This window comes from Nocardia sp. XZ_19_385 (assembly GCF_015355755.1).
In the GTDB taxonomy this organism is placed as follows: domain Bacteria; phylum Actinomycetota; class Actinomycetes; order Mycobacteriales; family Mycobacteriaceae; genus Nocardia.
In genome coordinates, this window is sequence record NZ_JACVEE010000005.1 from 14,412 (window position 1) to 40,911 (window position 26,500).

Annotated in this window: 30 protein-coding genes; 19 read left to right on the top strand and 11 right to left on the bottom strand. The window is 67.2% G+C overall.

What is annotated here, in order from left to right; genetic code table 11:
- The first annotated feature begins 78 nt into the window (after nucleotides 1–78).
- Complete coding sequence (gene glgP / locus IBX22_RS32155; RefSeq protein WP_194819572.1) at nucleotides 79–2,649, top strand: alpha-glucan family phosphorylase; 2,571 nt, start codon at nucleotides 79–81, stop codon at nucleotides 2,647–2,649.
- Here glgP and IBX22_RS32160 read toward each other — a convergent pair.
- Complete coding sequence (locus IBX22_RS32160; RefSeq protein WP_194819573.1) at nucleotides 2,646–3,338, bottom strand: hypothetical protein; 693 nt, start codon at nucleotides 3,336–3,338, stop codon at nucleotides 2,646–2,648. The two genes, glgP and IBX22_RS32160, sit on opposite strands and share 4 nt — an antisense overlap.
- Before the next feature lie 222 nt (nucleotides 3,339–3,560).
- Between IBX22_RS32160 and IBX22_RS32165 the strand changes: the two genes are divergently transcribed.
- The 5 genes from IBX22_RS32165 (at nucleotide 3,561) to IBX22_RS32185 (ending at nucleotide 8,342) form a co-directional block, all read left to right on the top strand.
- Entirely contained in the window at nucleotides 3,561–4,922 is a 1,362-nt protein-coding gene (locus tag IBX22_RS32165; protein WP_194819574.1) for an NCS2 family permease, read from the top strand.
- A gap of 127 nt (nucleotides 4,923–5,049) precedes the next feature.
- Nucleotides 5,050–5,610 (top strand): DoxX family protein, encoded by a 561-nt coding sequence (locus IBX22_RS32170; RefSeq protein WP_194819575.1) that lies wholly within the window; start codon nucleotides 5,050–5,052, stop codon nucleotides 5,608–5,610.
- A 58-nt stretch (nucleotides 5,611–5,668) separates the two neighbouring features.
- Nucleotides 5,669–5,854, top strand: a complete 186-nt coding sequence (locus IBX22_RS32175; protein WP_228539972.1) for a hypothetical protein — start codon at nucleotides 5,669–5,671, stop codon at nucleotides 5,852–5,854.
- 56 nt (nucleotides 5,855–5,910) lie between these two features.
- A complete protein-coding gene (locus IBX22_RS32180) occupies nucleotides 5,911–7,401 on the top strand; it encodes a serine/threonine-protein kinase (RefSeq protein ID WP_194819576.1) in 1,491 nt (496 codons plus the stop codon).
- Between the two features lie 455 nt (nucleotides 7,402–7,856).
- Complete coding sequence (locus tag IBX22_RS32185; protein WP_228539973.1) at nucleotides 7,857–8,342, top strand: hypothetical protein; 486 nt, start codon at nucleotides 7,857–7,859, stop codon at nucleotides 8,340–8,342.
- A gap of 47 nt (nucleotides 8,343–8,389) precedes the next feature.
- Here the strand turns inward: IBX22_RS32185 and IBX22_RS32190 are convergent, their stop codons facing one another.
- From IBX22_RS32190 to IBX22_RS32200, 3 genes are all read right to left on the bottom strand, one after another.
- The gene (locus tag IBX22_RS32190; protein WP_228539975.1) at nucleotides 8,390–9,091 is read right to left on the bottom strand and encodes a methyltransferase domain-containing protein; all 702 of its coding nucleotides are present in this window, start codon (nucleotides 9,089–9,091) and stop codon (nucleotides 8,390–8,392) included.
- 208 nt (nucleotides 9,092–9,299) lie between these two features.
- Nucleotides 9,300–11,336, bottom strand: a complete 2,037-nt coding sequence (locus IBX22_RS32195; RefSeq protein WP_194819577.1) for an ATP-dependent DNA helicase — start codon at nucleotides 11,334–11,336, stop codon at nucleotides 9,300–9,302.
- 53 nt (nucleotides 11,337–11,389) lie between these two features.
- Nucleotides 11,390–11,953 (bottom strand): isochorismatase family protein, encoded by a 564-nt coding sequence (locus IBX22_RS32200; RefSeq protein WP_194819578.1) that lies wholly within the window; start codon nucleotides 11,951–11,953, stop codon nucleotides 11,390–11,392.
- 89 nt (nucleotides 11,954–12,042) lie between these two features.
- Here IBX22_RS32200 and IBX22_RS32205 point away from each other — a divergent pair, with 89 nt between their 5' ends.
- Nucleotides 12,043–12,264, top strand: coding sequence for a hypothetical protein (locus IBX22_RS32205; protein WP_194819579.1), 222 nt, complete (start codon nucleotides 12,043–12,045; stop codon nucleotides 12,262–12,264).
- Here IBX22_RS32205 and IBX22_RS32210 read toward each other — a convergent pair whose 3' ends face one another.
- Entirely contained in the window at nucleotides 12,265–13,566 is a 1,302-nt protein-coding gene (locus IBX22_RS32210) for a nicotinate phosphoribosyltransferase (RefSeq protein ID WP_309234877.1), read from the bottom strand.
- 95 nt (nucleotides 13,567–13,661) lie between these two features.
- Here IBX22_RS32210 and clpS point away from each other — a divergent pair, with 95 nt between their 5' ends.
- The 10 genes from clpS to rdgB all read left to right on the top strand — a co-directional run bounded on the left by clpS (nucleotide 13,662) and on the right by rdgB (nucleotide 20,533).
- Nucleotides 13,662–13,988: an ATP-dependent Clp protease adapter ClpS gene (gene clpS, locus IBX22_RS32215; protein WP_375540304.1), complete on the top strand. Its 327-nt coding sequence runs from the start codon at nucleotides 13,662–13,664 to the stop codon at nucleotides 13,986–13,988.
- 23 nt (nucleotides 13,989–14,011) lie between these two features.
- Nucleotides 14,012–14,584, top strand: coding sequence for a DUF2017 domain-containing protein (locus IBX22_RS32220; RefSeq protein ID WP_194819581.1), 573 nt, complete (start codon nucleotides 14,012–14,014; stop codon nucleotides 14,582–14,584).
- A 62-nt stretch (nucleotides 14,585–14,646) separates the two neighbouring features.
- Nucleotides 14,647–15,708, top strand: coding sequence for a P1 family peptidase (locus tag IBX22_RS32225; protein WP_194819582.1), 1,062 nt, complete (start codon nucleotides 14,647–14,649; stop codon nucleotides 15,706–15,708).
- 119 nt (nucleotides 15,709–15,827) lie between these two features.
- Nucleotides 15,828–16,241, top strand: a complete 414-nt coding sequence (locus IBX22_RS32230; RefSeq protein ID WP_309234893.1) for a M67 family metallopeptidase — start codon at nucleotides 15,828–15,830, stop codon at nucleotides 16,239–16,241.
- Between the two features lie 24 nt (nucleotides 16,242–16,265).
- Entirely contained in the window at nucleotides 16,266–16,538 is a 273-nt protein-coding gene (locus IBX22_RS32235) for a MoaD/ThiS family protein (protein ID WP_194819583.1), read from the top strand.
- Between the two features lie 8 nt (nucleotides 16,539–16,546).
- Nucleotides 16,547–17,509, top strand: a complete 963-nt coding sequence (locus IBX22_RS32240) for a PLP-dependent cysteine synthase family protein (protein ID WP_194819584.1) — start codon at nucleotides 16,547–16,549, stop codon at nucleotides 17,507–17,509.
- A 112-nt stretch (nucleotides 17,510–17,621) separates the two neighbouring features.
- Nucleotides 17,622–18,308 carry a rhomboid family intramembrane serine protease gene (locus tag IBX22_RS32245; protein WP_194819585.1) on the top strand — a complete coding sequence of 229 codons (687 nt, stop codon included), beginning with the start codon at nucleotides 17,622–17,624 and terminating at the stop codon, nucleotides 18,306–18,308.
- 69 nt (nucleotides 18,309–18,377) lie between these two features.
- A complete protein-coding gene (locus IBX22_RS32250) occupies nucleotides 18,378–19,142 on the top strand; it encodes a cyclic nucleotide-degrading phosphodiesterase (RefSeq protein WP_194819586.1) in 765 nt (254 codons plus the stop codon).
- 18 nt (nucleotides 19,143–19,160) lie between these two features.
- Nucleotides 19,161–19,928, top strand: coding sequence for a ribonuclease PH (rph, locus tag IBX22_RS32255; RefSeq protein ID WP_194819587.1), 768 nt, complete (start codon nucleotides 19,161–19,163; stop codon nucleotides 19,926–19,928).
- A complete protein-coding gene (gene rdgB / locus IBX22_RS32260; RefSeq protein WP_194819588.1) occupies nucleotides 19,925–20,533 on the top strand; it encodes an RdgB/HAM1 family non-canonical purine NTP pyrophosphatase in 609 nt (202 codons plus the stop codon). Before rph ends, rdgB begins: the two co-directional genes overlap by 4 nt.
- Before the next feature lie 108 nt (nucleotides 20,534–20,641).
- On the opposite strand, the gene IBX22_RS32265 is transcribed toward rdgB, so the two are convergent.
- The 3 genes from IBX22_RS32265 to IBX22_RS32275 all read right to left on the bottom strand — a co-directional run bounded on the left by IBX22_RS32265 (nucleotide 20,642) and on the right by IBX22_RS32275 (nucleotide 22,472).
- Nucleotides 20,642–20,983, bottom strand: a complete 342-nt coding sequence (locus IBX22_RS32265) for a DUF3817 domain-containing protein (RefSeq protein ID WP_194819589.1) — start codon at nucleotides 20,981–20,983, stop codon at nucleotides 20,642–20,644.
- Nucleotides 20,980–21,417, bottom strand: coding sequence for a transcriptional regulator (locus IBX22_RS32270; RefSeq protein ID WP_194819590.1), 438 nt, complete (start codon nucleotides 21,415–21,417; stop codon nucleotides 20,980–20,982). Before IBX22_RS32270 ends, IBX22_RS32265 begins: the two co-directional genes overlap by 4 nt.
- Nucleotides 21,418–21,479: 62 nt before the next feature.
- A complete protein-coding gene (locus IBX22_RS32275; RefSeq protein WP_194819591.1) occupies nucleotides 21,480–22,472 on the bottom strand; it encodes a GlxA family transcriptional regulator in 993 nt (330 codons plus the stop codon).
- Nucleotides 22,473–22,592: 120 nt separating this feature from the next.
- On the opposite strand from IBX22_RS32275, the gene IBX22_RS32280 reads away from it, so the two are divergent.
- Nucleotides 22,593–23,522 (top strand): NADP-dependent oxidoreductase, encoded by a 930-nt coding sequence (locus IBX22_RS32280; protein WP_194819592.1) that lies wholly within the window; start codon nucleotides 22,593–22,595, stop codon nucleotides 23,520–23,522.
- Between the two features lie 43 nt (nucleotides 23,523–23,565).
- Here the strand turns inward: IBX22_RS32280 and IBX22_RS32285 are convergent, their stop codons facing one another.
- The gene (locus tag IBX22_RS32285; protein WP_194819593.1) at nucleotides 23,566–24,441 is read right to left on the bottom strand and encodes an oxidoreductase; all 876 of its coding nucleotides are present in this window, start codon (nucleotides 24,439–24,441) and stop codon (nucleotides 23,566–23,568) included.
- Nucleotides 24,442–24,535: 94 nt separating this feature from the next.
- Here IBX22_RS32285 and IBX22_RS32290 point away from each other — a divergent pair, with 94 nt between their 5' ends.
- A complete protein-coding gene (locus tag IBX22_RS32290; RefSeq protein ID WP_194819594.1) occupies nucleotides 24,536–25,168 on the top strand; it encodes a TetR/AcrR family transcriptional regulator in 633 nt (210 codons plus the stop codon).
- A 1-nt stretch (nucleotide 25,169) separates the two neighbouring features.
- Here the strand turns inward: IBX22_RS32290 and IBX22_RS32295 are convergent, their stop codons facing one another.
- The gene (locus tag IBX22_RS32295) at nucleotides 25,170–26,141 is read right to left on the bottom strand and encodes a sigma-70 family RNA polymerase sigma factor (RefSeq protein WP_194819595.1); all 972 of its coding nucleotides are present in this window, start codon (nucleotides 26,139–26,141) and stop codon (nucleotides 25,170–25,172) included.
- Nucleotides 26,142–26,310: 169 nt separating this feature from the next.
- Nucleotides 26,311–26,487 (bottom strand): hypothetical protein, encoded by a 177-nt coding sequence (locus IBX22_RS32300; RefSeq protein ID WP_194819596.1) that lies wholly within the window; start codon nucleotides 26,485–26,487, stop codon nucleotides 26,311–26,313.
- Between the last annotated feature and the right edge of the window lie 13 nt (nucleotides 26,488–26,500).

Below are 26,500 nucleotides of genomic sequence, written 5' to 3' on the forward strand. Positions count from 1 at the left end.
GGTGAACGTCGAATGATCGCCACCTGGTGCGCCACTCGGCGTCTGCACTGACCTGGGGGGTTCGGTAGGGTTCGCGGGGTGAAAGCGCTGCGCAGATTCACTGTCCGGGCCCATCTGCCTGAGCGGCTCGCGGCCCTGGCCGAGTTGTCCACCAATCTGCGCTGGTCGTGGCATTGGCCGACGCAGGACCTGTTCGAGACGCTCGACCCCGCCCTGTGGCGGGAGGTCGCGCACGACCCGGTGCGGATGCTCGGGGAGGTGCCGGCGGCCCGGCTGGACGAGCTCGCCGGCGACGCGGAGTACACCGCGCGGGTGGACGCGGCGGCCGCGGATCTGCGCGAATATCTGAGCAAGCCGCTGTGGTTCCAGAGCCAGCTGGCCGAGGAGATCAAGGGCATCGCCTACTTCTCGATGGAGTTCGGTGTCACCGAGGTGCTGCCGAACTACTCCGGCGGGCTCGGGATCCTCGCGGGCGATCACCTGAAGGCCGCCTCGGATCTGGGGTTGCCGCTGATCGGCGTCGGATTGCTCTATCGCTCCGGCTATTTCCGGCAGTCGCTGTCGGCAGACGGCTGGCAGATCGAGCACTATCCGGCGCTCGATCCGCAGGGTCTGCCGCTGCGGCTGCTGACCGCCGACGGCTCGCCGGTGCTGATCCACGTGGCGATGCCGGATCAACGGGTGCTGCGGGCGCGGGTGTGGATCGCGCAGGTAGGGCGGATTCCGCTGCTGCTGCTGGATTCCGATATCGCGGAGAACGATCCGGAGCTGCGCGCGGTCACCGACCGGCTCTATGGCGGCGATCAGGATCACCGGATCAAGCAGGAGATCCTGGCCGGTATCGGCGGTGTACGGGCGGTGCGCGCGTACACCCGCGCCGAGGGTCTGCCGGATCCCGACGTATTCCATATGAACGAAGGCCACGCCGGCTTCCTCGGTGTCGAGCGGATCCGCGAATACGTTTCGGGCGGACTGGATTTCGAGACCGCGCTGGCCACGGTCCGGGCCGGGACGGTGTTCACCACGCATACGCCGGTGCCCGCCGGCATCGACCGCTTCCCGATGCACCTGGTGCGCCGCTACTTCGGCGGTGCGCACGGCGAAGCCGAATCCGCCATGCTGCCGGGGCTTTTCGTCGATCGGATCCTGACGCTCGGGCGCGAGAACGATCCGTCGGTGTTCAATATGGCGCACATGGGTCTGCGACTCGCCCAGCGCGCCAACGGTGTTTCGAAGCTGCACGGCGAGGTCAGCCGTGAGATGTTCGCCCCGCTCTGGCCGGGATTCGATGCGGCGGAGGTGCCGATCGGCTCGGTCACCAACGGTGTGCACGCGCCCACCTGGGCGGCCCGGGAGTGGCTGGACAAGGCCCGCGAGCACATCGGTAAGGAGCTGGTGGAGGAGGCGCGCGGCTGGGAACGGCTGCGCGATGTCGACCTGCGGGAACTGTGGTCCACCCGCAACAACCTGCGCGCACTGCTGGTCGAGGAGGTGCGCCGCCGGGTGCGCGCGTCCTGGTTGCAGCGCGGCGCCGCCGAAGCCGAACTCGGCTGGGTGGACAGCATTTTCGACCCGAACGTGCTGACCGTGGGCTTCGCGCGCCGGGTGCCGACCTACAAGCGGCTCACCCTGATGCTGCGCGACCCGGAGCGCCTGCGCGCCCTGCTGCTCGACCCCGATCGTCCGATGCAGCTGGTGGTGGCGGGCAAGAGTCACCCTGCCGACGAGGGCGGCAAATCCCTTATCCAGCAGGTGGTCCGGTTCGCCGACGACCCCGAGGTGCGGCACCGCATCGTCTTCCTGCCCGACTACGACATGTCGATGGCCCGGTACCTGTATTGGGGATGCGATGTGTGGCTGAACAATCCGCTGCGCCCGCTGGAGGCGTGCGGCACCTCGGGCATGAAGTCGGCGCTCAACGGCGGTCTCAACCTGTCCATCCGGGACGGCTGGTGGGACGAGATGTTCGACGGCGAGAACGGCTGGGCCATACCGACAGCCGACGGCGTCACCGATGAGCACCGCCGCGACGATCTGGAAGCCGCCGCGCTCTACGACCTGTTCGAGCGCACCGTCGCGCCGCGCTTCTACAACCGCGATGACCTCGGAATGCCGGTGCGCTGGGTGGAAATGGTGCGCCACACGCTGCAGACGCTCGGCCCGCAGGTGCTCGCCTCGCGCATGGTCCGCGACTACGCGGTGCAGTACTACGCGCCCGCCGCCGGCGCCTATCGGAACGTTGTCGCGGACGAATTCGCCGGCGCCCGTACGGTTTCGGAATACCGGCAGCGCATCGAATCGGCGTGGCCGAAGGTGCGGGTGGTCCAGGTCGACAGCGCTGGCCTGCCGGATACCCCGATCATCGGCGCGCACCTGTCGCTGACGGCGCGCGTCGACCTCGGTGGACTGCACGTCTCGGATGTGGTGGTGCAGGCGGTACTCGGCCGGGTGTCACCGTACGACGACCTGTCCGATGTCGCCACCATCCCGATGACCCACACCGGAACCGATTCGGGCGTAGAGCTTTTCGCCGTCGACACCCCGGTTCCGCTGTCCGGCGCCGTTGGGTACACGGTTCGGGTGCTGCCGCACAACGAACTGCTCGCCTCCGACGCCGAGCTGGGTCTGGTCGCCGCGCCGAGCGCCTAATCCGCCAGGTGGTTCAGCTGGGCCAGCCCCTTCGGGTTCCACGGCATCGGGCCGGTCGGAAAACTGAAGCGCACCAGCCGATGTGGCGCCGCGGCGTCGAAGTGCAGGGTGAACGCGGGCAGCAGTCCGCTGACCACCTTGTCCAGCAGGCCGTTGATGTGGGTGAAGCTCGGCTTGGCCTTGACCTGCCAGGTGTCGAACCGCCCGGCCGGCACCTCCACGGTGGTCCGCTTCTCCACCTTCACCTCGACCGGCCAGTGGATCGAATACGCCAGCCACAGGTTGACGAGCTGCTTCTCGCCCTTGCGGAAGTCGAGCCCACGGAAGGTGGTGCCGCCGCCCAGCAGTGAGGTCAGCGGACTGGGAAACGGTTCCACCTTGCCGCCGAACTGTAGGTGCGAGGTCCCGGCGAAGTTGCCTTCCTCGCGGCTCACCAGGGTGTCCTGATGTTTGCTCTCGGCCACATAGGTGAGTGCCCGCAGCTCCCCGCCGGTGCGATCGAAGGTCTGATCCACGGTCATCGAGAAGTTGTCCGGGAGGGTCAGGGTCATCCTGGTCAGGTACCCCTTGTCGCCGTCGTGCCGGACCGTGGACGACACCTGATACTCGGCCGGATCGGACCCGATGGTGACAACATACTGGGACAGCTCGCCGTCGTTGATGTTGGGATCCCGAAAGACGTTGGACACCTGGACTTCCCCTCCATACGAGCGACGGTCGGCAGGCGCGCACAACGGCCGCTGATTGGTCTCTGCTGGCAAAAGTAGACGACACTGTCTGAGATGGCCATGGTGACGATCGTCACGAGCGTGTCGGCCGCGCAGCCACTGGTACGAATCTCCAATTCAGCCAACTGTCCGCTAACGTGCCTGAGCACCCCTTTTGTACTTATCCACGACTGGAGAACCCACATGGCCACCGACGTGCCGCCTCGCACGCGTAGTCGCATCGACGGATTTTTCGGCGTCAGCGACAACGGCTCGACGATGAAGCGCGAGCTGATGGCCGGTACGGTCACCTTCCTGGCCATGTCCTATGTGCTGGCGGTGAATCCGGCGGTGCTCGGCGATCACGGCCCGCTCGGCGACAAGGGGATTCCGACCCAGGCGGTCTTCACCGCGACCGCCGTCGCCGCGGTGTTCGGCACGCTCGTCATGGGCCTATGGGCCAAATATCCGATCGCGCTCGCGCCGGGCATGGGTCTCAACGCGTTCTTCGCCTACACCGTCGTGCTGAGCATGGGAATCCCGTGGGAAGTCGCGCTGTCGGGCACCCTCCTCTCCGGCATCATCTTCTTCATCCTCTCGGTCACCAAGGTTCGGGAGAAGATCCTCGACTCGATCCCGATGCAGATGAAATTGGCCGTCGGCGCGGGCATCGGTTTGTTCGTGGCTTTCCTCGGTTTGAAGGCCGCCGGCATCGTGCGCGCCAGCGAGGCCACCTTCGTCACGCTCGGCGATTTCCACAAGGGCACCACGCTGCTCGCGCTGTTCGGTCTGGTGGTGACCGTGATCTTCCTGGTTCGCGGCTGGCACGGCGCGGTGCTCTACGGCATCGTGCTGACCGCGCTGCTCGGCATCGTCACCGGTCTGGTCGATCTGCCCGGCGGTGTCGTCGAAATGCCTAAGGGTCTGGACCAGACCTTCGGTCAGGCGATCATCCACCTGCCCGACGCGTTCACCGCGCAGATGGCCATCGTCGTGCTGACCATGCTGTTCGTCGACTTCTTCGATGCCTCCGGCACTTTGATCGGCGTCGCGAACCAAGCCGGACTGCTCGACAAGGACGGCCGGCTGCCGCGCGCGTCCAGTGCGTTCGCCGCGGACGCGGTCGGCACGATGGCCGGTGCTGTCATCGGCACTTCCACCACCACCGCCTACGTCGAATCGACGGCCGGTGTGACGGCGGGCGGGCGCACCGGCCTCACCGCGATCACCACCGCGGGCTGGTTCCTGCTCGCGATGTTCTGCTATCCGATCTTCGCGATCATCGCGGGTTCGGGGGCGATCACCGCTCCCGCGCTGATCGTGGTCGGCATCCTGATGGCGCGCTCGCTCGGAGATATCGACTGGGGACGGCTGGAGTATTCGGTCCCGGCGTTCATCACCGTGATCATGATGCCGCTCACATACTCGATCGCCAACGGGTTGGCGATGGGCATGATCTTCTACCCGATCGTCATGGCCGCCAAGGGCCGGATCAAGGAGATCCACCCGACGATGTGGGTGCTGATGGTGGTGTTCGCAGGCTATTTCTTCTTCTTGGCCGAATAAATTCGCCCGGCGTTGGAATAGTCGCTGCATTGACGTGGTTGGGTCACAACGTGCTTCAATCGGACCTCGGTCCGGTTGTTAGCGAGACCAACAGAAGCTGTCCACCACGCAGGGATGAGGAACCAGCATGACCACCACCGAAGCCACGCCCACAACCACCTCCCGGTTGCAGTTCGCCTCGCCACTCGACAATGTCGCCACCGATATCGGCCTGCTCATCGTGCGCGTCGTGTTCGGCGGACTGATGGCTGCCTTCGGCGCCCAGAAACTGTTCGGCTGGTTCAACGGCTACGGCCTGGACGCGACCCAGCAGATGTTCGAGGGCATGGGCTACAACCCGGGCACCTTCTTCGGCACCCTCGCCGGTCTCAGTGAACTCGTCGGTGGTCTGCTGCTCATCTTCGGCCTGGCCACCCCGCTCGCGGCGGCCATCGTGACCGGCACCATGCTCAACGCGATCAATGCCACCTGGGCCAACGGCCTGTTCGGTACTGCTGAGGGCCCCGGAATCCAGAGCGCGCTGACGTTCGCGGCCGTGGCCGTCGCCATCGGGTTCACCGGCGCGGGCAAGTTCTCCCTCGACGCCGGTCGTCCGTGGGAGCGCAAGGGTTTCGTCTGGGGCGCGGGCGCACTGGCGCTGGCGGTCGCAGCCGGCGTCCTGACGCTGATCCTCAAGTCGGTGCTCTGACATCTGAGTAGTTCGTTCGGCGCGATGCCCGACTCCGTTTCCGGAGGCGGGCATCGTCATGTCGCACCTCGGTGGGCTAGGCACCTTCATCGTCGGCCACGACCTGGCGAAGCTCGAGGTGCTCGGCAAGAAGATCGCCGAGATCTGGGGCGACCGCCCGCCGGTCCAAACCTTGACCGGCGTCGCCGCACTGGCCTTGCCCGCGATGCAATTCGAAGTCGACGCGGTGGCCGCCGCGGGGTAGTGCGCAGGTAGAGCCGGGGGACTAGGGTCGGTTGCTGATCGAGGTGAGGAGGGCGGATGTTGGCGGCGGGCACGATATTTGCCGGGTACGTCATCGAGCGGCAGCTCGGGCGTGGCGGCATGGGCTCGGTGTATCTGGCCCAGGATTCGCGCTCGGCGCGGCGCGCCGCGTTGAAGCTGCTGAACCAGGAGTTGTTCTCCGACCACCGGATTCGCGCGCGGTTCGAGCGCGAAGCGGATCTGGTGATGCGGCTGGTGCACCCGAACATCGTTGCCGCGTATGACAGCGGGCTCGAGGACGAGCAGCTGTGGATCGCCATGCAATACATCGACGGCGCGGACGCCGGCACCCTCGACCCGCAAACCCTGCCGCCGCAGAAGGCGCTGTGGATCGAGTGCGAGACGGCTACGGCCCTCGACTTCGCGCACGAAAAGGGCGTCCTGCACCGCGACGTGAAACCGGCCAACATCCTGCTGACCCGCGCGTCGGCCGGTCCCGAGCAGGTCTTCCTCACCGACTTCGGCATCGCGAAACTCCGCGACGACGCCGGCCACCTCACCCAGACCGGAGCCTTCAACGCCACCCTGGCCTTCGCGTCCCCGGAACAACTGATGGGGGCGCCACTCGACCCCACCTCGGACCAGTACTCCCTCGCCTGCACACTGTTCTGGTTACTAACGGGCGCAGCACCGTTCGAGTCCAAGCACGCACCCGTGGTCGTCCAAGGTCATCTGCAAAAACCGCCACCCGCGATCAGCGAAGTGCGATGGGGATTGCCGGTCCAGTTGGACGCTGTCCTACAGCGAGCACTGTCGAAACGGCCGAACGAGCGATTCCGGTCGTGCGCGGAATTCGCGGAGGCGGCGCGATTAGCGATCAGCGGGGGGAGCTCGGCAGACACAGGTGCTGCCGGGACAGGACCGCAATCCGCGTATCAAATGCCCTCTGCGGCAGCCCAATCGATGCCCCGTCAGCCAGTAGCGGGCGACCCGCGATCGGCGAATACGCAGTCGGTGCCGCGTCAGCCGACAGCGCAAATGAGCGCGCAGCCCACGCACCAAATGCACCCCGCGGCAGGCCATTCCATGCCGCAGCAGCCGGTGGCGGGGGTCCCCGTTTATGGGCAACATGTGCCTGCACAGTCTGTGCCGCGACAGCCGACGGCGGGCGATCCCGTTTATGGGCAATATGGTCCTGCACAACCTGTGCCGCGACAGCCGACGGCGCAAATGGGCGCGCAGCCCTCGTATCAAATGCACCCCGCGGCAGGTCATTCCATGCCGCAGCAGCCGGTGGCGGGTGATCCCGTTTATGGCCAACCGATGAGTACACAGTCTGTGCCGCAGCAGCCGGTGGCTGCTCAACACGGGTACGGCCAGCAGATGCCCCTACATCAGCGAACGATGGAGTCACACGAGGCTGGAATGCACGCTTTGATGTCGGCCCGGCAGGCATCGCCTTCGCGCTCTAAAACCGGTCTCATTATCGGGCTGTGCGCAGGGCTGCTCGTGCTGATTGTGATTGCAGTCGTACTGATCGCCCTGTGATTCGGTCGGGGGAGAGTGCGCGGAGGGACTACTTGGCGTTTGGCTTGACCAGGTGCCAGGTGCCAGGTGCCAGGTGCCAGGTGCCAGGTGCCAGGTGCGCCGGATCTCGCACCTCGTGCGAGCTGTGACATGCGAAACCTGTCGATGGCTCGGACGACATGGCCATGGTCGGCCGATGCACGAAAATGCCTGGCAGGGGGCAGGAGTGAGCGGATAGCGTCGGCTTGTGGTGACGGTTGAGGCGATGCTCGCGGAGCTGGATCGGGCGTTCGGGCGGCGCACGGGCCGGACCGGTCCGGTAGACGGATGCTCGCATTGCTTCACTTCCGAAGAGCTGTAACGGCTTTCGGGGCGGTCCGATGATCTCAGCAACGTATCTGTGCCGGATGTTACAGTGATTTCGCTAACGCAACTTTTGTTGTAACAGGGGATCGGGGGAGTCCGACAAACCGGGCATGACTCTCAATCGCAAGCAGCTGCAACAGTTTTCGGCCCGTGCCGGTGTCATCGCAGCGGTGGCCACCGCCGGGGTGGTCGGGCTCGCGGGGCCATCGACCGCTATTCCGCATCAACCGGGTATGCCGTTCCAGCCGACGCTGACGCGGCTCATTCCGACCAGTTGTTCGGCGATCATCGACGCGGTCACCGTGCGGCAGGAGCAGCCCGGCACGTTCGGCGTGCGGGTGAATGTCACCCAGACGGGGGAGAGTTGCAGTGACTGGAAGGTCGCTGTGCGCTGGAAGAACTTGGATACCGGACGCGAGAACGGGCAGCAGCATCGCGTTGTGAACGGTGTTGTCCAAGACACGGCGGATGGCGTGATCCGCGGTTTCGGTATGGGTCCCGGCATCGGCCGGGTGGAGGCGCGGATCGTCGCGCTGGACTCGTCCGACCGGGAGATGGAGCAGATCTCGGGTAAGGCGACGTTCACGCTGAACTGAGCGCGGGTGCCGTGTCCAGCGCTCGCTGGACACGGCACACCCGGCGCTCAGTCACCGTGCAGGATCAGCATGGTGTGCGCACCATGATGGAACTCGTACTCCGTTTCCCGTAGCGACGAATGGATCCCCTTGTCGAGCAACTCTTTCCGGAGATGCTCGACCAATACATCGTGATGCCGGCCGATATGGTCGACCAGCGGATACAGCCGGGTTTCCCCGGCGCTCACCCGGGACAACTCGAGTAGTGCGGTGAGATGGAAATCCGCGTTCAGCCGGTCGGCATAGGTGAACAACAGATGTGAACTGAGCACCAGATCGAAACTGTTGTCCCGGAACGGGAGTGACGGCAACTCGGCAGCAATGTAGCGCTCCGGGTGCGCGGTCAGGTCGGCGCAGAAGCGAGCGGCCGCGGAGTGCCGCATCGCCCGATGCCGTTCCGGGCCGCCGTACCAGTCCCAGCGGTACCGATCGGAGTGCGCTGTGGCCCAGTCGCTTCCGCGGTCGGTCTCACTGATCGCCAGGCGGCACAGCCGATCGGCGGGGTGGGAGTAGATCGGGTCGGCGGCGGTGACGCGGGCCCCGAGGGCGCTGGCTTCCATAGTGAAACTCGCGGCTCCGCCAGGGCAATCGAGAATACGGTGGCCCTTCAGGTCTGCGTCGGTGAGATCGAAGATCGCGCGGTACTCCGCCAAAGATCTTGCACTGACGAGGAATTCGCCTAGGACATCGGTGTCGAGAGGGTGCTTCATCTGGACAACGGTCTCATGTGGCGGTGGGTGGCGAAACCGGAATTGTGTCACGAAGTGAGGATTACCTCAGCGGTGCCCCCGCGCCGCGTGCAGGGCTTGGCGCGGGAGCTCCCGGTGCCTTCGGTGGGGAATTGGGGACTCACCGAAGGTCTGCAATCCAATTTACTTCCGCGTGGAACTAAGTCCAGTTGATGTGCGCGGAGTCACATTACGCAGTGGTCAGGCGCTGCAAAGCCTTGATCACAATCTCCGGATCAGCGGTCTCCCAATAGGGCGGCAAAGTCGCCCGGAGGTACCCGCCGTAGCGCGCGGTGGCCAGCCGTGAATCCAGAATCGCGACCACGCCCTTGTCGTCCACACTGCGCAGCAGGCGTCCAGTGCCCTGCGCCAGCAGCAGCGCCGCGTGATTGGCCGCCACCGTCATGAAGCCGTTTCCGCCGCGGGACTCCACCGCTCGCTGCCGCGCGGTGAGCAACGGATCATCGGGCCGCGGGAACGGAATCCGGTCCAAGATCACCAGACTCAGCGACGGGCCCGGCACATCCACGCCCTGCCACAGCGACAGCGTCCCGAACAACGACGTCTCCGGATCGTCGGCGAACTTGCGCACCAGCGCACCGGTCGAGTCGTCCCCTTGACACAGCACCGGGGTGGCGAGCCGGGAGCGCAACGCCTCGGTTGCCGCCTTCGCCGCGCGCATCGAAGAGAACAGTCCGAGCGTGCGGCCACCCGCGGCGGTGATCAATCGTTCGATCTCGTCCAGGTAGGCCGGCGCCAGGCCGTCGCGACCGGGCGCTGGCAAATGCTTGGCGACATAAAGGATTCCGGACTTGGCGTGATCGAACGGCGACCCGACATCGACCGAACTCCAGCGCACCGTCTCGCTGTCCGAGGGCGCCTGGGCGCCGTTCGCGGTGGCGGTGTCCGGTCGGTTCGCGTTCTGTGCGGGCAGGCCCCAGGTGACCGCGAGACTGTCGAACGAGCCGCCGATCTGCAGCGTCGCCGAGGTCAAAACGACTGTGGCGGTACCGAACAGCCGGGTGCGCAACAGCCCGCCCACCGACAGCGGCGCCATTCGCAAGGTTTTGCGGGCCACGCCGCGGATGTCCTCGGCGGCCAGCCAGATCACGTCGCGCCGGATCGCCGGGTCGGGCTCGTCGAAGGCGGTGAGCGCGCGGACCGCGCTGTCGTGCACCTCGTCGATCGCCGCGAGCGCCTGGGTGCGGGCAGCCGCGCTCTCCGGATCGCCCTGCTCTTTCGAGGCGCCGGGTGGGGCCAGTTCGGTGCGTGCGTTCCAGGCCGCGTCGCGGACCAGCGCCAATACCGGTGCGACACCGTCGGGCATGACATCCCAGCGCGCGGCGGGCAGGTCTTCCAGGAGTTCGTGCCAGGCTTCGGCGGCGCCTTCGAGGCGATCCACTTCGCGTTCGTCGATGAGTTTGGCGCAGCGGCGCGCGGCCGCGCTGATCGCCGTCGAGGTGAGTTCCGCGGTGGCCACGCCGGTGACCCGGTCGACCAGTTCGTGCGCCTCGTCGATGACGACCACATCGTGCTCGGGCAGGATCTGAATACCGCTGATGGCATCGATGGCCAGCAGCGCGTGGTTGGTCACCACCACATCGGCCTGCGCCGATTCCGCCCGCGCCTTCTCCGCGAAACAGTCCTGCCCGAAGGCGCACCGGGACTTGCCGAGGCATTCCCGCGAGGAGACGCTCACCTGCCGCCAGGCGCGGTCAGTGACGCCGGGAGCCAGTTCGTCGCGGTCGCCGGTCTCGGTGTCGGAGGCCCATTCGTTGAGGCGCTGCACCTCGCGCCCGAGCCGGGAGATCGCGAACGCGTCGAACAGTTCCTGCTCGGGCTCGTCGGGGATGACGCTGTTGATTTTGTTGAGGCACAGATAGTTGTTGCGCCCCTTGAGGATTGCGAACTGCGCCTCGCGTTTCAGCGGGGCCTTCAAGGCCTCGGCCAAGCGCGGCAGATCGCGGTCGACGAGCTGGCGCTGCAGCGCGATGGTCGCCGTGGACACCACCACCGTGCGCCCGGTCCGGACCGCGTGCCGCAAGCTCGGCACCAGATACGCCAGCGACTTACCGGTACCGGTACCGGCCTGCACCGCGAGGTGCTCCTTGGTGTCGATCGCGTGATCGACCGCTGCCGCCATCGTCACCTGTCCGCTGCGCTCTTTACCCCCCAACGCTTGGACAGCGGTGGACAACAGCTCCAGAGCGGACGGGAGTTCAGGCACCCGAGCAGACTACTGCGCTCCACCGACAGGTGTGGTCGTCCTCCGGTGGATCGTCAGGCGACGGTGCCCTCGAGCTCGACGCCCGCCTTGCGCATCTGCTCGAGCGCGGAGTCGATGGTGGCCGGTGCGACGCCCGCCGTCAGGCCGAGCAGCACCCGCGTATCGAAGCCGGCGCTCTCCGCGTCCATGGCAGTGGCGCGCACGCAGTGGTCGGTGGCGATCCCGACCACGTCCACCGCCTCGACATCGCGGGCCCGCAGCCACTTCGCCAGTGTGCTGCCATCGGCGGCCGCGCCCTCGAAACCCGAATAGGCGGCGGAATATTCGCCCTTCGAAAAGATCTCTACGATCCGGTCGGTGTTCAGGTTCGGATGGAATTCCGCGCCCGGAGTGCCGACTCGGCAATGCGGCGGCCAGCTGTCCACGAAATCCGGGTGGTCGGAGAAATGCGGGCCGGGATCGATGTGGTAATCGCGAGTCGCGACAACTACGGCGTAGTCGCTGGTCGCGACGTACTCGCTGATTCTTTCCGCCACTGCGGCGCCACCCGCGACAGCCAGTGATCCGCCCTCGCAGAAATCGTTCTGCACGTCGACGATGATCAACGCCCGGTTCATGACGAGGCTCCTTTCGCGCGAATGTAAACCGAAGGCTACCGCGCTGCGATTACTTTGTGCCGCCGCTACACCGCACCCTGGAGGAACACATGGGCCCCACGATCCGAATCGCCGTCGCGTGGATCACGCTGACCGCCTGGGCTGTGCAGGCGGTCATGTTCGCCGCGTGCGCGCTGGCATTCAGCGGAATGTGGCTGCTGTTCGACCCGCCCGTCGACGGTGCCGAGTGGGGTTGGCTCGGCCTGCGTGGCGCGGTCTTCGCCGCCCTGTTCATCGGATCCAGCCTGCTCTACGAACGCCGCCGCGACTGATCACTTCACGAATGTCGTGGGTATCGCGGGCTCACCGGCCGAGAGCTTGAGCCCCTCCCACGGCAGGCTGACCAGCCCTCGCCGCACCAGCTCGCGGCTCTGCTCCAGCGTCGGCAGCCCGTCGAGCACCTTGCCCTCGCGGACCAGCGGCACCTGCAGGTCGCGGACCTCGAAACCGTTCGTCGCGGGCGCGGAACCCGTTGCGGGATAGATGATTTCCTCGACAACGGTGCCGGTGTGCCGGGACAGCCGGATCGCCTTCTTCGTGCCGCCGCGAGATTCCTTGTGGCTGCTGCGTTTTGCCACCGGAACGCCGTCGACCTCGACCAGTTTGTAGACCATCCCCGCAGTCGGCGCGCCCGAGCCGGTGACCAGCGAGGTGCCGACGCCGTAGACGTCCACCGGGTCGCCGCGCAGCGCCGCGATGGAGTATTCGTCGAGATCGCCGGAGACCACGATGCGGGTCTTGGTGGCGCCGAGACCGTCGAGCTGGTCGCGGACCTGCTTGGCCAGCACGCCGAGATCACCCGAATCTATCCGCACGCCACCGAGTTCCGGGCCCGCCACCTCGATGGCGTTGGCCACGCCCTGGGTGATGTCGAAGGTGTCCACCAGCAGCGTGGTGCCGACACCTTGCGTCGTGACCTGGCTGCGGAAGGCCTCTTTTTCGTGTGACCCGTCGGAACCGCTGTGCAGCAGGGTGAACGCGTGTGCACTGGTGCCCGCGCTGGGCACGCCGAACCGCCGCGCCGCCTCCAGGTTCGAGGTGGCGTCGAAACCGGCCAGGTAGGCGGCGCGCGAACTCGACGGCGCGGCCAGCTCGTGGGTGCGCCGGGAGCCCATCTCGATCATCCGGCGGCCGGCGGCGGCGCTGACCATGCGCGCCGCGGCGGAGGCGATCGCGCTGTCGTGATTGAGGACGGACAGGATCAGCGTCTCCAGCACGACGCCCTCGGCGAAGCTGCCCCGCACGGTCAGAATCGGGGACCCCGGGAAATACAGTTCGCCCTCGGCGTAACCATCGATTTCCCCGGTGAAGCGGTAGTCGCGCAACCACTCGACAGTGCGGGTATCGAGGAACCGGGACACCACCGCCAGCTCTTCCGCGCCGAACCGGAATCGCTCCAGCGCTTCGAGGACGCGGCCCGTGCCCGCCACCACGCCGTAGCGGCGACCGTTGGGCAACCGCCGGGCGAATACCTCGAAGGTGCACTGTCGTTCGGCCGAACCGTCGGCCAGGGCCGCGGCCAGCATGGTCAGTTCGTACTGGTCCGTAAGGAGCGCGGTGCTCGATGTCTCCACACGGCCACTGTAGACATCGAGACCCAACTGTGGCCTTATCCGCCGACCTCGCGGCAGGTGTTGTGCTGAGGGGGTCGAGTCGTACCCTGGACGTTATGGCCTTGTGCGAGATGCAACTGACAACGACGCTGTCGGCGGCACAGGCGACTCCAGAAGCGGTCGAGTACACCGAGATCCTGGAGGCGGAAGACCGCCCCTGGGTGACGGTGGTCTGGGACGACCCCGTCAACCTGATGCACTACGTCACCTACATCTTCCAGAAGCTTTTCGGCTACACCAAGGCGAAGGCGACCGAGCTGATGATGCAGGTGCACAACGAAGGTAAAGCGGTGGTGTCCTCGGGCTCGCGCGACAAGATGGAGCAGGATGTGCGCCGGTTACACGCGGCTGGCCTCTGGGCCACGATGCAACGGGATGACTGATGGTGCGACTACCCTGAGTCTTCGTGCGTAAGTGGAGTCGGAAGAATTCGCTGAGCGGCCTCAAATTGCGATCCGAACTGGATCAGCGCGAGGCCGCGGTGCTGCGCTCGCTGGTCGGCGCCGTTTCCGGGCTGCTCGTGGAACGGGCCCAGTCCGCCCCGGAGGACGAACTCGCCGCCCTGACGGGCCTGCGTAGCGGCAACACCGCCGCACCCGAAGACCCGCGCCTCAAGCGCCTGCTCCCCGATTTCCACCGCAGCGAGCCCGGTTCGCCCGACGCCGACCGCTCCGACCTCAACAGCGCCCTGCGCGGCCTGCACGAGCCGGAGATCATCGACGCCAAGGTCGCCGCCGCCAGCGTGGTACTCAACACCGTCCCCACCGAGGGCGGCAAGGTCTCGCTGACCCCGGAACAGGCCGACGCCTGGCTCACCGCGCTGACCGACGTCCGCCTGGCCTTGGGCACCGTGCTGGGTATCGACGCCGACACCCCCGATCACCTCGAACCCGGCGACCCGCGCGGCGTTCACCTGGACGTCTACCACTGGCTCACCTGGATGCAGGATTCCCTGCTCCAAGCCCTGTCGCCGGAGTAACCGGTACCCGCTCGGGCGCGGCATGCGGGCGCTTACTCCGGTAGGCGGCGCAGAATGGGTGCATGAATGCGGTGGCCGGAGTGCGGAATTCGCTGACCGATGTGGCCGGGCTTTTGGTGGGTCATCACCATGTGCTCGATCCCGGCGCGGCTATCGGGAGTGGTGCGGCGACGGGCTGCACGGTGGTGCGAGCGCCGGGTGGGGCGGTTGCGGCGGTGGATGTACGCGGGGGCGGGCCGGGGACCAGGGAGACGGATCTGCTGGATCCGAGTAACACGGTGCGGCAGGTGAATTCGATCCTGCTCACGGGCGGGAGTGCTTATGGGCTGGCCGCTGCGGATGGGGTGATGCGATGGCTGGAGGAGCGGGGCGAGGGGATCCCCATGGATCCGGCCGATCCGGGGAAGGTGGTGCCGATCGTGCCGGGGGCGGTGATCTTCGATCTTCCGGTGGGGGCTTGGGGAATTCGGCCCAGCGCGGAGTTCGGGTACCGGGCGGCGGAGGCGGCGGCGGTGGAATTCGCCAGGGGCTCGGTGGGGGCCGGGGCCGGGGCACGGGCGGGCTCGATCAAGGGTGGGATCGGTAGTGCGAGCATCGTGCTGGGGGAGGGGCCGGCCGCCGGGGTGACGGTGGCGGCGTTGATCGTCGCGAATCCCGTTGGGTCCGTGTTCGATCCGCGGACCGGTCTGCCTTGGGGCGCGGGCACGGATGGGCCCGAGTTCTTCGGATTGCGCACGCCCGCACCGGAACAGGTGGCGCGGGCGAATGCGTTGCCGGTCAAGGGAACTGTGCTGAACACGACGATCGGGGTGGTCGCGACCGACGCGCCGCTGGACCCGACCGGCTGCCGCCGCATGGCGGTGACCGCGCACGACGGGCTGGCGCGCGCGATCCGTCCGGCGCATTCGCCACTCGACGGCGACACCCTCTTCGCACTTGCCACCGGAACCGCCGAGCAGCCCGCCGGCTACCCGATGCCACCCGCCTTCCCGCCGGACCTGCTGATCCTGGACGCGATCTGCACCGCCGCCGCGGTAGCCGTCGAACGCGCCATCGTCGACGCCATCCTGACGGCCACCTCCGTCGCCGCCATCCCGTCCTACCGCGACCTGTTCGCCCACTGACCCGTTCGATCGTGTGCGACAGGTCACCCGAGACCGGTCCGGTGCGCGGTATGCCGGGAATAGGTGAATATCCTGGGTCGTTGTCGGCTGGGACGGCCGGGTTATGGAAGGGTTCGACGGTGCTGGTGATCAAGAGCGACCTCGTGGACGCGATGGTGGCGCATGCGCGCGCCGATCACCCGGACGAGGCCTGCGGAGTCATCGCCGGGCCCGAGGGGTCCGATCGGCCGGAGCGGTTCGTGGCCATGGTCAATGCCGAGCGGTCGCCCACGTTTTATCGGTTCGACTCCGGTGAACAGCTGAAGGTGTGGCGCGCGATGGACGACGCCGACGAGACCCCGGTGGTGATCTACCACTCGCACACCGCGACCGAGGCGTACCCGAGCCGCACCGACATCTCCTTCGCTTCCGAGCCCGACGCGCACTACGTGCTGATCTCCACCCGCGACCCCGAGCAGCACGAACTGCGTAGCTATCGGATCCTGGACGGTGTGGTCACCGAAGAGCCCGTGCAGATTGTCGACGCGTACTAATCCCCAGGAAATCGAGGAGTTCCGATGTCGGTAACCGTGTCCATCCCGACCATCATGCGCAGCCTCACCGGCGGCGAGAAGCGGGTGCAGGCCAGCGGTGACACGCTGTCCGCGCTGATCACCGACCTCGACGCCAGCCACCCGGGTCTGGCCGAGCGCCTGCTCAAGGACGGCAAGCTGAACCGCTTCGTCAACATCTACGTCGACGACGAGGACGTGCGCTTCTCCGGTGGCCTCGAAGCGGAGGTGCCCGAGGGCAGCTCCGTCACCATCCTGCCCGCCGTCGCCGGAGGCTAGACCCCGCCGTGGCGCGCTACGAATCGCTGATCGCGACCCTCGGCAACACCCCGCTGGTCGGGTTGCGCACCCTGTCTCCGCAGTGGGACGGCGACAACCATGTGCGACTGTGGGCCAAACTCGAGGACCGCAATCCGACCGGGTCGATCAAGGACCGCCCGGCGCTGCGCATGATCGAGCAGGCCGAAGCCGAGGGCAAGCTCACGCCCGGCTGCACCATCCTGGAGCCGACCAGCGGCAACACCGGGATCTCGCTGGCGATGGCGGCGAAGCTGAAGGGCTACCGCCTGGTCTGCGTGATGCCGGAGAACACCTCGGTGGAGCGCCGCCAGCTGCTGACGATGTTCGGCGCGCAGATCATCGATTCACCTGCCGCCGGTGGGTCCAATCAGGCGGTGGCCAAGGCCAAGCAGATCGCCGCCGAGCACCCCGACTGGGTGATGCTGTACCAATACGGCAACCCGGCCAACGCCCTCGCCCACTACGAGACCACCGGCCCGGAGATCCTCGCCGACCTGCCTGAGATCACGCATTTCGTAGCCGGTCTCGGCACCACCGGAACCCTCATGGGCACCGGCCGTTTCCTGCGCGAGAAGGTCGCCGACATCGAAATCGTCGCCGCCGAACCACGTTACGGCGAGCTGGTCTACGGCCTGCGCAACATCGATGAGGGCTTCATTCCCGAGCTCTACGACGAGTCCGTCCTGACCACCCGTTTCTCGGTGGGGCCCTTCGACGCGGTGAAGCGCACCCGCGAATTGGTCCTGGAGGAAGGCATTTTCGCCGGAATCTCCACCGGCGCCATCCTGCACGCCGCCCTCGGCGTCGCCCGCAAGGCCGCGAAAGCGGGCAAGCGTGCCGACATCGCCTTCGTCGTTGCCGACGGCGGTTGGAAGTACCTCTCCACCGGCGCCTACGACGGCACTCTCGAAGAGGCCGAAGAGCGCCTCGACGGCCAACTCTGGGCCTGACCGCCCAGCACCCGGCGCGGTTGGATGAACCGGCGGCGGGGTGAGTTGCGCCGGTACGCTCGGTGGGGCGGGTGCTGAACTCGGGCGGCCCCGTTGGACGAGGAGGTTTCCCATGGTCGGCGGTACGGGGGCAGGGTCGTCGTTCGACCCGGATCGGATCGCGCGACTACGGGGGCAGCAGACGAAACCCGGCGGGGCAGGACAGCGAGTGTGGGCTCGGGCGGGGGTGTTGATTCTCGGGTTCGTGGCGCTGCTGTACGGGATCGAAGGCGTCGACACGCTCGCGAATCATCGACTAGACCAAGCGGGGATCGAGCCGCGGGACGCCGATGGTTTGGGGGGCATTCTGTGGGCGCCGCTGCTGCACGGTGGGTGGCCGCACCTGATCAGCAATACCGTGCCGGTGCTGGTTCTCGGGTTCTTGGTGCTGCTCAGTGGTATCTGGCGAGGGCTCGCCGCGACCGCGATCATCTGGATTGTGGCGGGGGTGGGCACCTGGTTGATCGGTCCGGACAACAGCGTGCACATCGGGGCGTCGTCGCTGATTTTCGGCTGGCTGACCTACCTGATCTCCCGCGGCTGGTTCGCCCGGAATATCGGTCAGATCGTGCTCGGATTGGTGATCTTCGCGATCTACGGGTCGGCGCTGTGGGGTGTGCTGCCGGGGCAGCCCGGAATATCTTGGCAGGGCCATCTTTTCGGCGCGTTGGGTGGACTGCTTGCTGGCTGGGTACTCTCTGGTGATGCACGCCGAAGCCGCCGCGGAGATCAGTCGGGGATCATTGCGCCGCCCAGGTGAGGCCCTCGAACGCAGCCGAATGTGGGGGATCCGTTGGTGACCGAAAATTCGTCGTGGCAGCATGATGGGATGCGCCTTACCGTCCTCGGGTGCTCGGGCAGTGTGTCCGGCCCGGACTCCCCAGCGTCGGGGTACTTGCTGACCGGACCGGATATGAATCCGGTGGTCATCGATTTCGGTCCCGGAGTGCTCGGCGCACTGCAGCGATACGCCGATCCCGGTGAGGTCGACATCTTCCTCACGCATCTGCACGCCGACCACTGCCTCGATCTGCCGGGCCTGCTGGTGTGGCGGCGCTACCATCCGACACCGCCGGTCGGTAAGGCCATCGTGCGCGGCCCCTCGGATGCGGCGCTCCGGATCGGCAACGCGTCGGCCGAGGTCGGCGGCGAATGCGACGACTGGTCCGACGTAATCGACCATCGCGCCTGGGCCGAGCACGACCCGATCGAATTCGGCCCCGGTCACACGGTGGTGGCCCGGCGGATGTTCCACCCGCCGGAGTCCTACGGCCTGCGCATCACCACCAAAGCCGGTCGCACCTTCGTCTACACCGGCGACACCGCCATGTGCGACGCGGTCCTCGAACTCGCCCAGGGCGCCGACATCCTGATGTCGGAAGCCTCCTGGACCCACGACCCAGCGAATCGCCCACCCGGCATTCACCTTTCGGGCACCGAAGCAGGCCAGATCGCAGCCCGGGCAGGTGTCAAGGAACTCCTGCTCACCCACATCCCGCCCTGGACTTCACGCGAAGACGTAATCGCCGAAGCCAAGGCCGTCTTCTCCGGCCCAGTCCACGCAGTAGCCCCAGGCGAGACCTTCGACATCTGAGCGCAGTACCCTCTAACGGTGTCAAGACGAGCTGATGGCAGGGCGGATGACGAACTCCGCGAGGTCCGGATCACCCGTGGATTCACCACGCATCCAGCGGGTTCGGTGCTGGTGGAATTCGGGCAGACCCGGGTGATGTGCACGGCGAGTGTGACCGCGGATGTGCCCCCGTGGCGCCGCGGTTCCGGTCTCGGCTGGCTCACCGCCGAATACGCGATGCTGCCCGCCGCCACCCACACCCGCTCCGGCCGGGAATCGGTGAAGGGCAAGGTCGGCGGCCGCACCCAGGAGATCAGCCGCTTGATCGGCCGGTCCCTGCGCGCCTGCATCGATCTCGCCGCCATCGGCGAGAACACCATCGCCATCGACTGTGACGTGCTGCAGGCCGACGGCGGCACCCGCACCGCCGCCATCACCGGCGCGTATGTCGCGCTCGCGGACGCGGTCACCTATCTCGGCGCGACCGGCGGCCTGGCCGACCCGCAGCCGATCTCCTGCGCGATCGCCGCGGTCAGCGTCGGCGTCGTCGACGGCCGTGTCCGCCTGGACCTGCCGTATGAAGAGGATTCGCGCGCCGAGGTCGACATGAACGTTGTCGCCACCGACACCGGAACCCTCGTCGAGATCCAGGGCACCGGCGAAGGCGCCACCTTCCCGCGCTCCACCCTGGACAAGATGCTCGACTCCGCCCTCGCGGGCTGCGAGCAGCTGTTCCAGGTGCAGAAGGAAGCCCTGGCGTTGCCGTACCCGGGCGAGCTGCCCGAGTTGGTGGAGAAGCGCAAGTGAGTCGGGTCCTCGTCGCCAGCCGCAATGCCAAGAAGCTGAAGGAATTGCGGCGCATCCTCGATGAGGCCGGTGTCGCGGGTATCGAGATCGTCGGCCTCGACGACGTGCCGCCCTACGCGGAAGCCCCCGAAACCGCACCGGATTTCGAGGGCAATGCCCTGGCCAAAGCCCGCGATGGCGCCGCCGCCACCGGATTGCCCTGCGTCGCAGACGATTCCGGCATCGAAGTGGACGCCTTGAACGGCATGCCCGGCGTGCTGTCCGCGCGCTGGTCCGGCCGCCACGGCGACGACTCCGCCAACAACACCCTGCTGCTCGCCCAACTGGGCGACGTCCCGGACGACCGCCGCGGCGGCCGCTTCGTCTCCACCTGCGCCCTGGTCGTCCCCGGCGGCGAAGAGCTCGTGGTGCGCGGCGAATGGCCGGGCATCATCGGCCGGGAACCGAAGGGCGAGAATGGCTTCGGCTACGACCCCCTGTTCTTCCCGGACGGCGGCGACCGCAGCGCGGCCCAGCTGACGCCCGCCGAAAAGGACGCAGTCTCCCACCGCGGCCGCGCCCTGAAGCAATTACTCCCCGCACTCGCCGCACTAGCGAAGGCCTAGCCCCAGGGCCGCACAGCAATCAAGATCACCAGGCGCTGGTGGCGGGGCTACTCGCGCGATGCCGCCATGAGGTCCTGATGATCTTGAAGGGGCGGACGGTTGTTCGGGTCAGACGCCGAACTCTTCTTTGACCTTCTTCGCGTTCACGTGCTCGACGTAGAACGACAGGAAGGGGATGGTGCCGGCGATCAGGGTGCCGACGGTGCGGGCGAGGGGCCAGCGGACCTTGACCGCGAGGTCGGCGGTGACCAGCAGGTAGGCGAAGTAGACCCAGCCGTGGACGACGGCGATCCAGCTCGGGGTGGCCACGTCGAAGCCGTACTTGGCGATCATCTCGCCGGTGAGTAGCAGCAGCCAGAGGCCGGTGATCCAGGCGAGGGCGCGGTAGCGGGTGAGCGCGGAGGCGATCTTCTGGGTCTTCGCGCCGGGCGCGGTTTCGGTGGCGCTCATCCGGCGCTCCTTTCGGTACGGGCATCCAGGCCGGCTTCGCGGACCTGGTCTTCGAGATCTTTGGCGTTCAGGTCGGCCAGGTACTTGTTGTACTCGGCCAGTACGGGGTCGTCATCGTGCGGAGCCTTCGGCCGCTCGGGCAGGATTCCGGCCGGAATCTCGCGCGGCGCAACGGTTTTCGCGGGCTTCGAGTTCGGCTCGCCGTCTTCCTCGGCTTCGCGTTCGAGCCGCACGAAGCGGAAATAGGCGAAGACCGCGAACCCGGCGAACAGCGGCCACTGCAGCGCGTAGCCGAGGTTCTGTCCGGTGCCGCTCGCCGACTCGAAGCGTTCCCACTGCCACCAGCCCAGGGCCAGGCAGGTCAGCGCGGACAGCAACACCAAGGCGATGAGAGCCGGGCGATTGTGTGCCGAGCGGCGGGGAGGAGCAGACACGGCTCCTACGGTACCCGTCTACTACAGCGCCCGTAGGAGCAGGTCGGAACTGGTGACCGGGGTCATGAGCCGGTTTGCGTCGCCTCGCGGGCCGGTGTTGTGGCGTGGAAGGTCTGGCGGTAGGCGGTGGGGGAGACGCCGAGTGTCGTGGACAAGTGCTGACGCATCGAGGCGGCGGTGCCGAAACCGGATTCCGCGGCGACCCGATCGATGGCGAGGTCGGTCGTTTCCAACAGGCGGCGGGCGTATTCCACGCGTTGCTGGGTCAGCCATTGGCCGGGCGGCAGCCCGACTTCGTCGCGGAACTTGCGGCAGAAGGTGCGCACGCTCATGCGGGCGTGCCCGGCGAGTTCGGTCAACGCGAGGGGGCGGCCGAGATGCCGCAGCGCCCATTCCCGGGTGGCGGCGGTGGAGGAGGTGGCCGGTTCGGGAACGGGGCGTTCGATGAACTGGGCCTGACCGCCCTCGCGCCACGGCGGAACGACGCAGAGCCGGGCGACCCGGTTGGCGACGGCGGTCCCGTGGTCGCGGCGCACCAGATGCAGGCACAGATCGATGCCCGCGGCGGCGCCGGCGGCGGTGAGGATGCGGCCGTGGTCGACGAACAGGACGTTCGGGTCGACTTGGATCCGCGGGAAACTGCGCTGGAAGCTGGCGGCCTGGTTCCAGTGCGTGGTGGCGGGGGCGTCGTCGAGCAGGCCGACGGCGGCGAGCACGTAAGCGGCGGTGCAGATCGAGACGATGCGGGCATCGGGCTTCAGCTGGTCGATCGCTTCGGCTAATCCGTTTGGGAGCCAATCTTTTCCGGGATCCGTGCCGCAGTCGACGAAGGGCGGAATGACGACGGTGTCGGCGGTCCGCAGCGCCGTCCGGTCCCGATCGACCGCGATGGAGAAGTCGGCATTGCTGCGCACCGGTTTGCCGTCGAGCGTGCAGGTGACGATCTCGTACAGCGGCGACCCATCGGCGTCGAAGGCGGTGCCGAAGATCCGCGCCGGAATGCTCAATTCGAAGGGATAGACCCCGTCCAAGGCCAGAACCACCACGCGATGCATGGCAAGATCCTTTCACATATTGGCGTTCTTGCCACTCGTTGGGGTCGTCCGGCTGCGGAATTCTGTTCTCAACGCAGCCGATTCAATTCGGGATCGGCTCGGAGACGCAGGAGAGATGAGATGCGCGCGATTCGTCAGGACGAGTTCGGTGGGCCCGAGGTACTGCAGGTGGCCGAGGTCGACAAGCCGGTGCCGGGTATGGCCGAAGTGCTGGTGCGCGTGCACGCCACCTCGGTCAACCCGACCGATGTGTGGCACCGCTTCAGCGGCGGTCTCGTCCAGCGCATCGTGCCGCTGGGCTGGGATGTCTCCGGTGTGGTCGAGGCGGTCGGCGCGGGCGTCACCCGGTTCCAGCCCGGTGACGAGGTCTTCGGCATGCCGCGCCATCCGCTGCCCGCGGGCACCTACGCGGAATACATCACCTCGCCCGCCCGGCATCTGGTGCGCAAGCCGGCCGCGCTCACGCACGCCGAGGCCGCGGCTTTGCCACTGGTCGCGATGACTGCCTGGCAGGCGCTCGTCGACGTGGCAGAGGTGCGGCCCGGGCAGCGGGTGCTGATCCACGCGGCGGCCGGCGGTGTCGGGCACGTGGCGGTGCAGATCGCCAAGGCGCGCGGCGCGTATGTCATCGGTACCGCCAGCGCCGCCAAGCACGAGTTCCTGCTCGGCCTCGGTGCGGACGAGGTAATCGATTACACCGCAGTGGATTTCGCCGAGACCGTGACGGACGTGAATGTGGTCGTCGACGCGATCGGCGGCGAATATGGACCGCGCTCGCTGCGCACCCTGCGCCCAGGCGGGATCGTCGTCTCGCTCGCTTCGCCTGCGGAAGCGCAGCTCGCGGAACTCGCTGCGCCGCAGGGTAAGCGCGCGCAGTTCATGGCAGTAGAGGCGGATTTGCAAGGGATGCGGGAGATCGCCGCGCTGGTGGAGTCCGGTCGGCTACGGGCGCATGTCGATACCGAGCTGCCGCTCGAAGACGCGGCAAAGGCGCACGAGCTCAGCGCCAGTGGACGCACCGTCGGCAAAATCGTGCTCACTATCGCCTGACCGCCCGGGTCCCGGCCAACAGCGCGCCGGGACCACGGTGGACTCAGAACTTGTAGGTGACCCCGGTGCGCTGCTCGGATTCTTCCCAGAGCCGTCGCCAGAGTTCCTGGTTCTGTGAAAGCTTGCTCGACGGCGCCGGCTCCACCGGCCCCTGGCTCTGGAACAACCGGTTCGGTCCCCAATAGGTTTCGGGGTCGGCGTCGGGCATGGTGGCTGCGAAGAGGGTGGAGTGCGCGGCCTTGTGCGGCGGATGCCCGACAATGCGGATGACCGGCTTGGCGACCTTGTCGAACAGGGTCTCGGTGCGGGTGAACAGGTCGGTAGCCGACACGCCGGGGTGCACGCCATAGGAGCGCTTGGTCGAGCCGGCCTCGGTGAGGCGGCGCTGCAGTTCCCGGGCGAACATCAGATTCGACAGCTTCGACTGCGCATAGGCCAGATTCGTTTGGTAGCGCCGGTTTTCGTAGTTCAGGTCATCGACCCAGAACTTCGGCGTCTGCTTGTGCGCGATGCTGGCCAGTGTGACCACCCGGTCGCCGATCCGGTCCAGCAGCAGCCCGGTCAGCGCGAAATGCCCGAGATGGTTGACGCCCCACTGGGTTTCGAACCCATCCTTGGTGCGGGAGAACGGAATGTTCATCAGGCCCGCGTTATTGATGAGTACGTCGAAGTCGCCGGAGGTCTCGGCGAACTTGCGGATCGAGGCCAGGTCGGCCAGGTCCAGCGTCGCGGTGCGCACATCACCGGGGATGCTGTCGGCGACGGCCTGGGCCTTTTCGGCATTGCGGCATGCCATGATGACGGTGGCGCCCTTGGCCGCAAGGACTTTGGTGGTCTCCGTGCCCAGTCCGCCGTTCGCGCCGGTGATGACAAAGGTGCGCCCGGTCTGATCCGGGATCTGTGTTGGTTTCCACGCCATGGGCCAACCTTACTCTGAAGTAAGTTCTGGGGGAAGAGTGAGTCGGAATTGACTCAGACAATACGCGGCTGACCGGCTGAGTACCGTGAACCTCGTGACAACCGTAGGCAGGCAATACGGCGGGCGCGCCGTCACGGAACGCAAAGCCGAACGCCGGCTACGGTTCCTCGACGCCGCGACCCGGATCTTCGCCGAGCGCGGCTACACCGATTGCTCGCTCGCCGACGTCTGCGCCGCCGCCGGACTGTCCAAGCGGCAGTTCTACGAAGAGTTCCAGACCAGGGAAGACGTGCTGGTCGCGGCCTACGACCGAATCCAGGACGAGGCCGCCGCGATGGTGATCGGCGCGGTCCGGGTGCTGGATTCGGCCGTCGACGCGAATACCGCGATGCACACCGCGATGTCGGCCTACCTCGGCTCGATCGGCTCCGACCCGTACCGCGCGAAGGTCGCCTTCATCGAGGTGGTCGGAGTCAGCGAGCGGATGGAGACGCACCGCCGCGCGCGCCGGCACAAATGGGCCGGGCTGCTCGAAACGGTGGTCATCCCGCGGGTCGCGCCCGGTGGCCGACTGCGCGGCGGCACCCCGCTGGGGGCGTCCGCCCTCATCGGCGCGATCAACGGCCTGACGCACGAATGGCTGCTCGCCGATCCGCGCCCGCCGGTGGACGCACTCGTCGACCTCTTGGTGCCGCTGTCGTTCGCGCTGATCGAAACGCCGGAGTAACTCAGCTCAGCATGTCGGCGAGGGTGCGGGCCCGGCTCGGCTGACGCAGCTTGCCCAGCGCCTTCGCCTCCAGCTGGCGGATCCGCTCCCGGGAGACGCCCATGGCGATCCCGACCTGCTCCAAAGTGCGCGGCTCGCCGCGATCCAGGCCGAAGCGCAGCAGGATCACCTCGCGCTCCCGCTCACTCAACGTCGCCAGCACCGCATCCAGCCGGCCGCGGATCTGACCGGCCGCGACCAGTTCGGCCGGGTCCGGAGCGGCGTCGGCGATCAGGCTGCCGAGCTCGGTGTCGTCTTCCTCGCCGACCGGGGTGTGCAGCGAAATCGGGCTGCGCCCATGGCGAATGACGTCCTGGACCTGTTCGACGGACAGCTCGAGTTCGGCCGCGATCTCGGCCGGGGTGGGCGTGCGGCCCAGCTGCTGCGACAGCGTGCGCTGGGTCCGGGTGACCTTGTTGAGGACCTCCACCACGTGCACCGGAATGCGGATGGTGCGGCCCTGATCGGCCAGCGCCCGCCCGATGGCCTGGCGAATCCACCAGGTGGCGTAGGTGGACAGCTTCAGGCCGCGCTCGGGCTCGAACTTGTCGATCGCGCGGATCAGCCCGAAAGTGCCCTCCTGCACCAGATCCAGTAGCGACATGCCGGTCGGCACCGGGTAGCGCTTGGCGATGGAGACGACCAGGCGCAGGTTGGCCTCGACCATGTGCTCTTTGGCGTGCTCACCGTCGATCGCGGTCCGGCGCAGGTCCCGGCGGGTCGCGGCGTCGAGTTCGCGCCCGGCGGCGGCGCTTTCGTCGAGCTCCTGCTGGGCGCGCAGGCCGGCGGCGATGCGCTCGGCCAGTTCGACCTCCTGGGCGGCGGTGAGCAGCGGGGTGCGGCCGATGGCGCGCAGGTAGTCCTTGATCGGGTCTTCGCTGACCGAACCGGTGGTGGGGGCGAGGCGGCGGGTCGTGGTGCAGAACTGAGGCATACGAAGTCCTTTCGATCGTGGAGCGTGCGGGTGGCCGACGCGGGCTGGGCGTCGGCCACCGGCGGGGGTGCGGCATCCCGCTTCGCGGTGGGGCATCGGAGGGCCGTTGCGGATCAGTGCCTGGTAGAAGCGCTGAATGGGGTGGAATATTCCGCAACGGCCGAACTCGTTAACGCCCCGGGATCCGCAGCGGGCGGTTCACCTGCGTGCGGAGGACCTGCCCGCGCCGCAGTCCCTCGTTGCGGTGATCGCGCCGCTTGGGGACCTGACGGATCGTCTGGTCGGTGCTGGTCTGCGCGGTGTACTTGGCCATGGTGGCTGCTCCCTCGGTGTCGGTCTCCGGCAACGAACACAAAGTT

Coding starts and splice junctions, on each gene's coding strand:
- IBX22_RS32180 (WP_194819576.1), top strand. CDS start 5,911: ATGTTGGCGGCGGGCACGATATTTGCCGGGTACGTCATCGAGCGGCAG.
- IBX22_RS32170 (WP_194819575.1), top strand. CDS start 5,050: ATGACCACCACCGAAGCCACGCCCACAACCACCTCCCGGTTGCAGTTC.
- IBX22_RS32245 (WP_194819585.1), top strand. CDS start 17,622: ATGGTCGGCGGTACGGGGGCAGGGTCGTCGTTCGACCCGGATCGGATC.
- IBX22_RS32185 (WP_228539973.1), top strand. CDS start 7,857: ATGACTCTCAATCGCAAGCAGCTGCAACAGTTTTCGGCCCGTGCCGGT.
- IBX22_RS32190 (WP_228539975.1), bottom strand. CDS start 9,091: ATGAAGCACCCTCTCGACACCGATGTCCTAGGCGAATTCCTCGTCAGT.
- IBX22_RS32235 (WP_194819583.1), top strand. CDS start 16,266: ATGTCGGTAACCGTGTCCATCCCGACCATCATGCGCAGCCTCACCGGC.
- IBX22_RS32275 (WP_194819591.1), bottom strand. CDS start 22,472: ATGCATCGCGTGGTGGTTCTGGCCTTGGACGGGGTCTATCCCTTCGAA.
- IBX22_RS32225 (WP_194819582.1), top strand. CDS start 14,647: ATGAATGCGGTGGCCGGAGTGCGGAATTCGCTGACCGATGTGGCCGGG.
- clpS (WP_375540304.1), top strand. CDS start 13,662: ATGGCCTTGTGCGAGATGCAACTGACAACGACGCTGTCGGCGGCACAG.
- IBX22_RS32285 (WP_194819593.1), bottom strand. CDS start 24,441: ATGGCGTGGAAACCAACACAGATCCCGGATCAGACCGGGCGCACCTTT.
- IBX22_RS32295 (WP_194819595.1), bottom strand. CDS start 26,141: ATGCCTCAGTTCTGCACCACGACCCGCCGCCTCGCCCCCACCACCGGT.
- IBX22_RS32205 (WP_194819579.1), top strand. CDS start 12,043: ATGGGCCCCACGATCCGAATCGCCGTCGCGTGGATCACGCTGACCGCC.
- IBX22_RS32265 (WP_194819589.1), bottom strand. CDS start 20,983: ATGAGCGCCACCGAAACCGCGCCCGGCGCGAAGACCCAGAAGATCGCC.
- IBX22_RS32165 (WP_194819574.1), top strand. CDS start 3,561: ATGGCCACCGACGTGCCGCCTCGCACGCGTAGTCGCATCGACGGATTT.
- IBX22_RS32175 (WP_228539972.1), top strand. CDS start 5,669: ATGTCGCACCTCGGTGGGCTAGGCACCTTCATCGTCGGCCACGACCTG.
- IBX22_RS32200 (WP_194819578.1), bottom strand. CDS start 11,953: ATGAACCGGGCGTTGATCATCGTCGACGTGCAGAACGATTTCTGCGAG.
- IBX22_RS32280 (WP_194819592.1), top strand. CDS start 22,593: ATGCGCGCGATTCGTCAGGACGAGTTCGGTGGGCCCGAGGTACTGCAG.
- IBX22_RS32250 (WP_194819586.1), top strand. CDS start 18,378: ATGCGCCTTACCGTCCTCGGGTGCTCGGGCAGTGTGTCCGGCCCGGAC.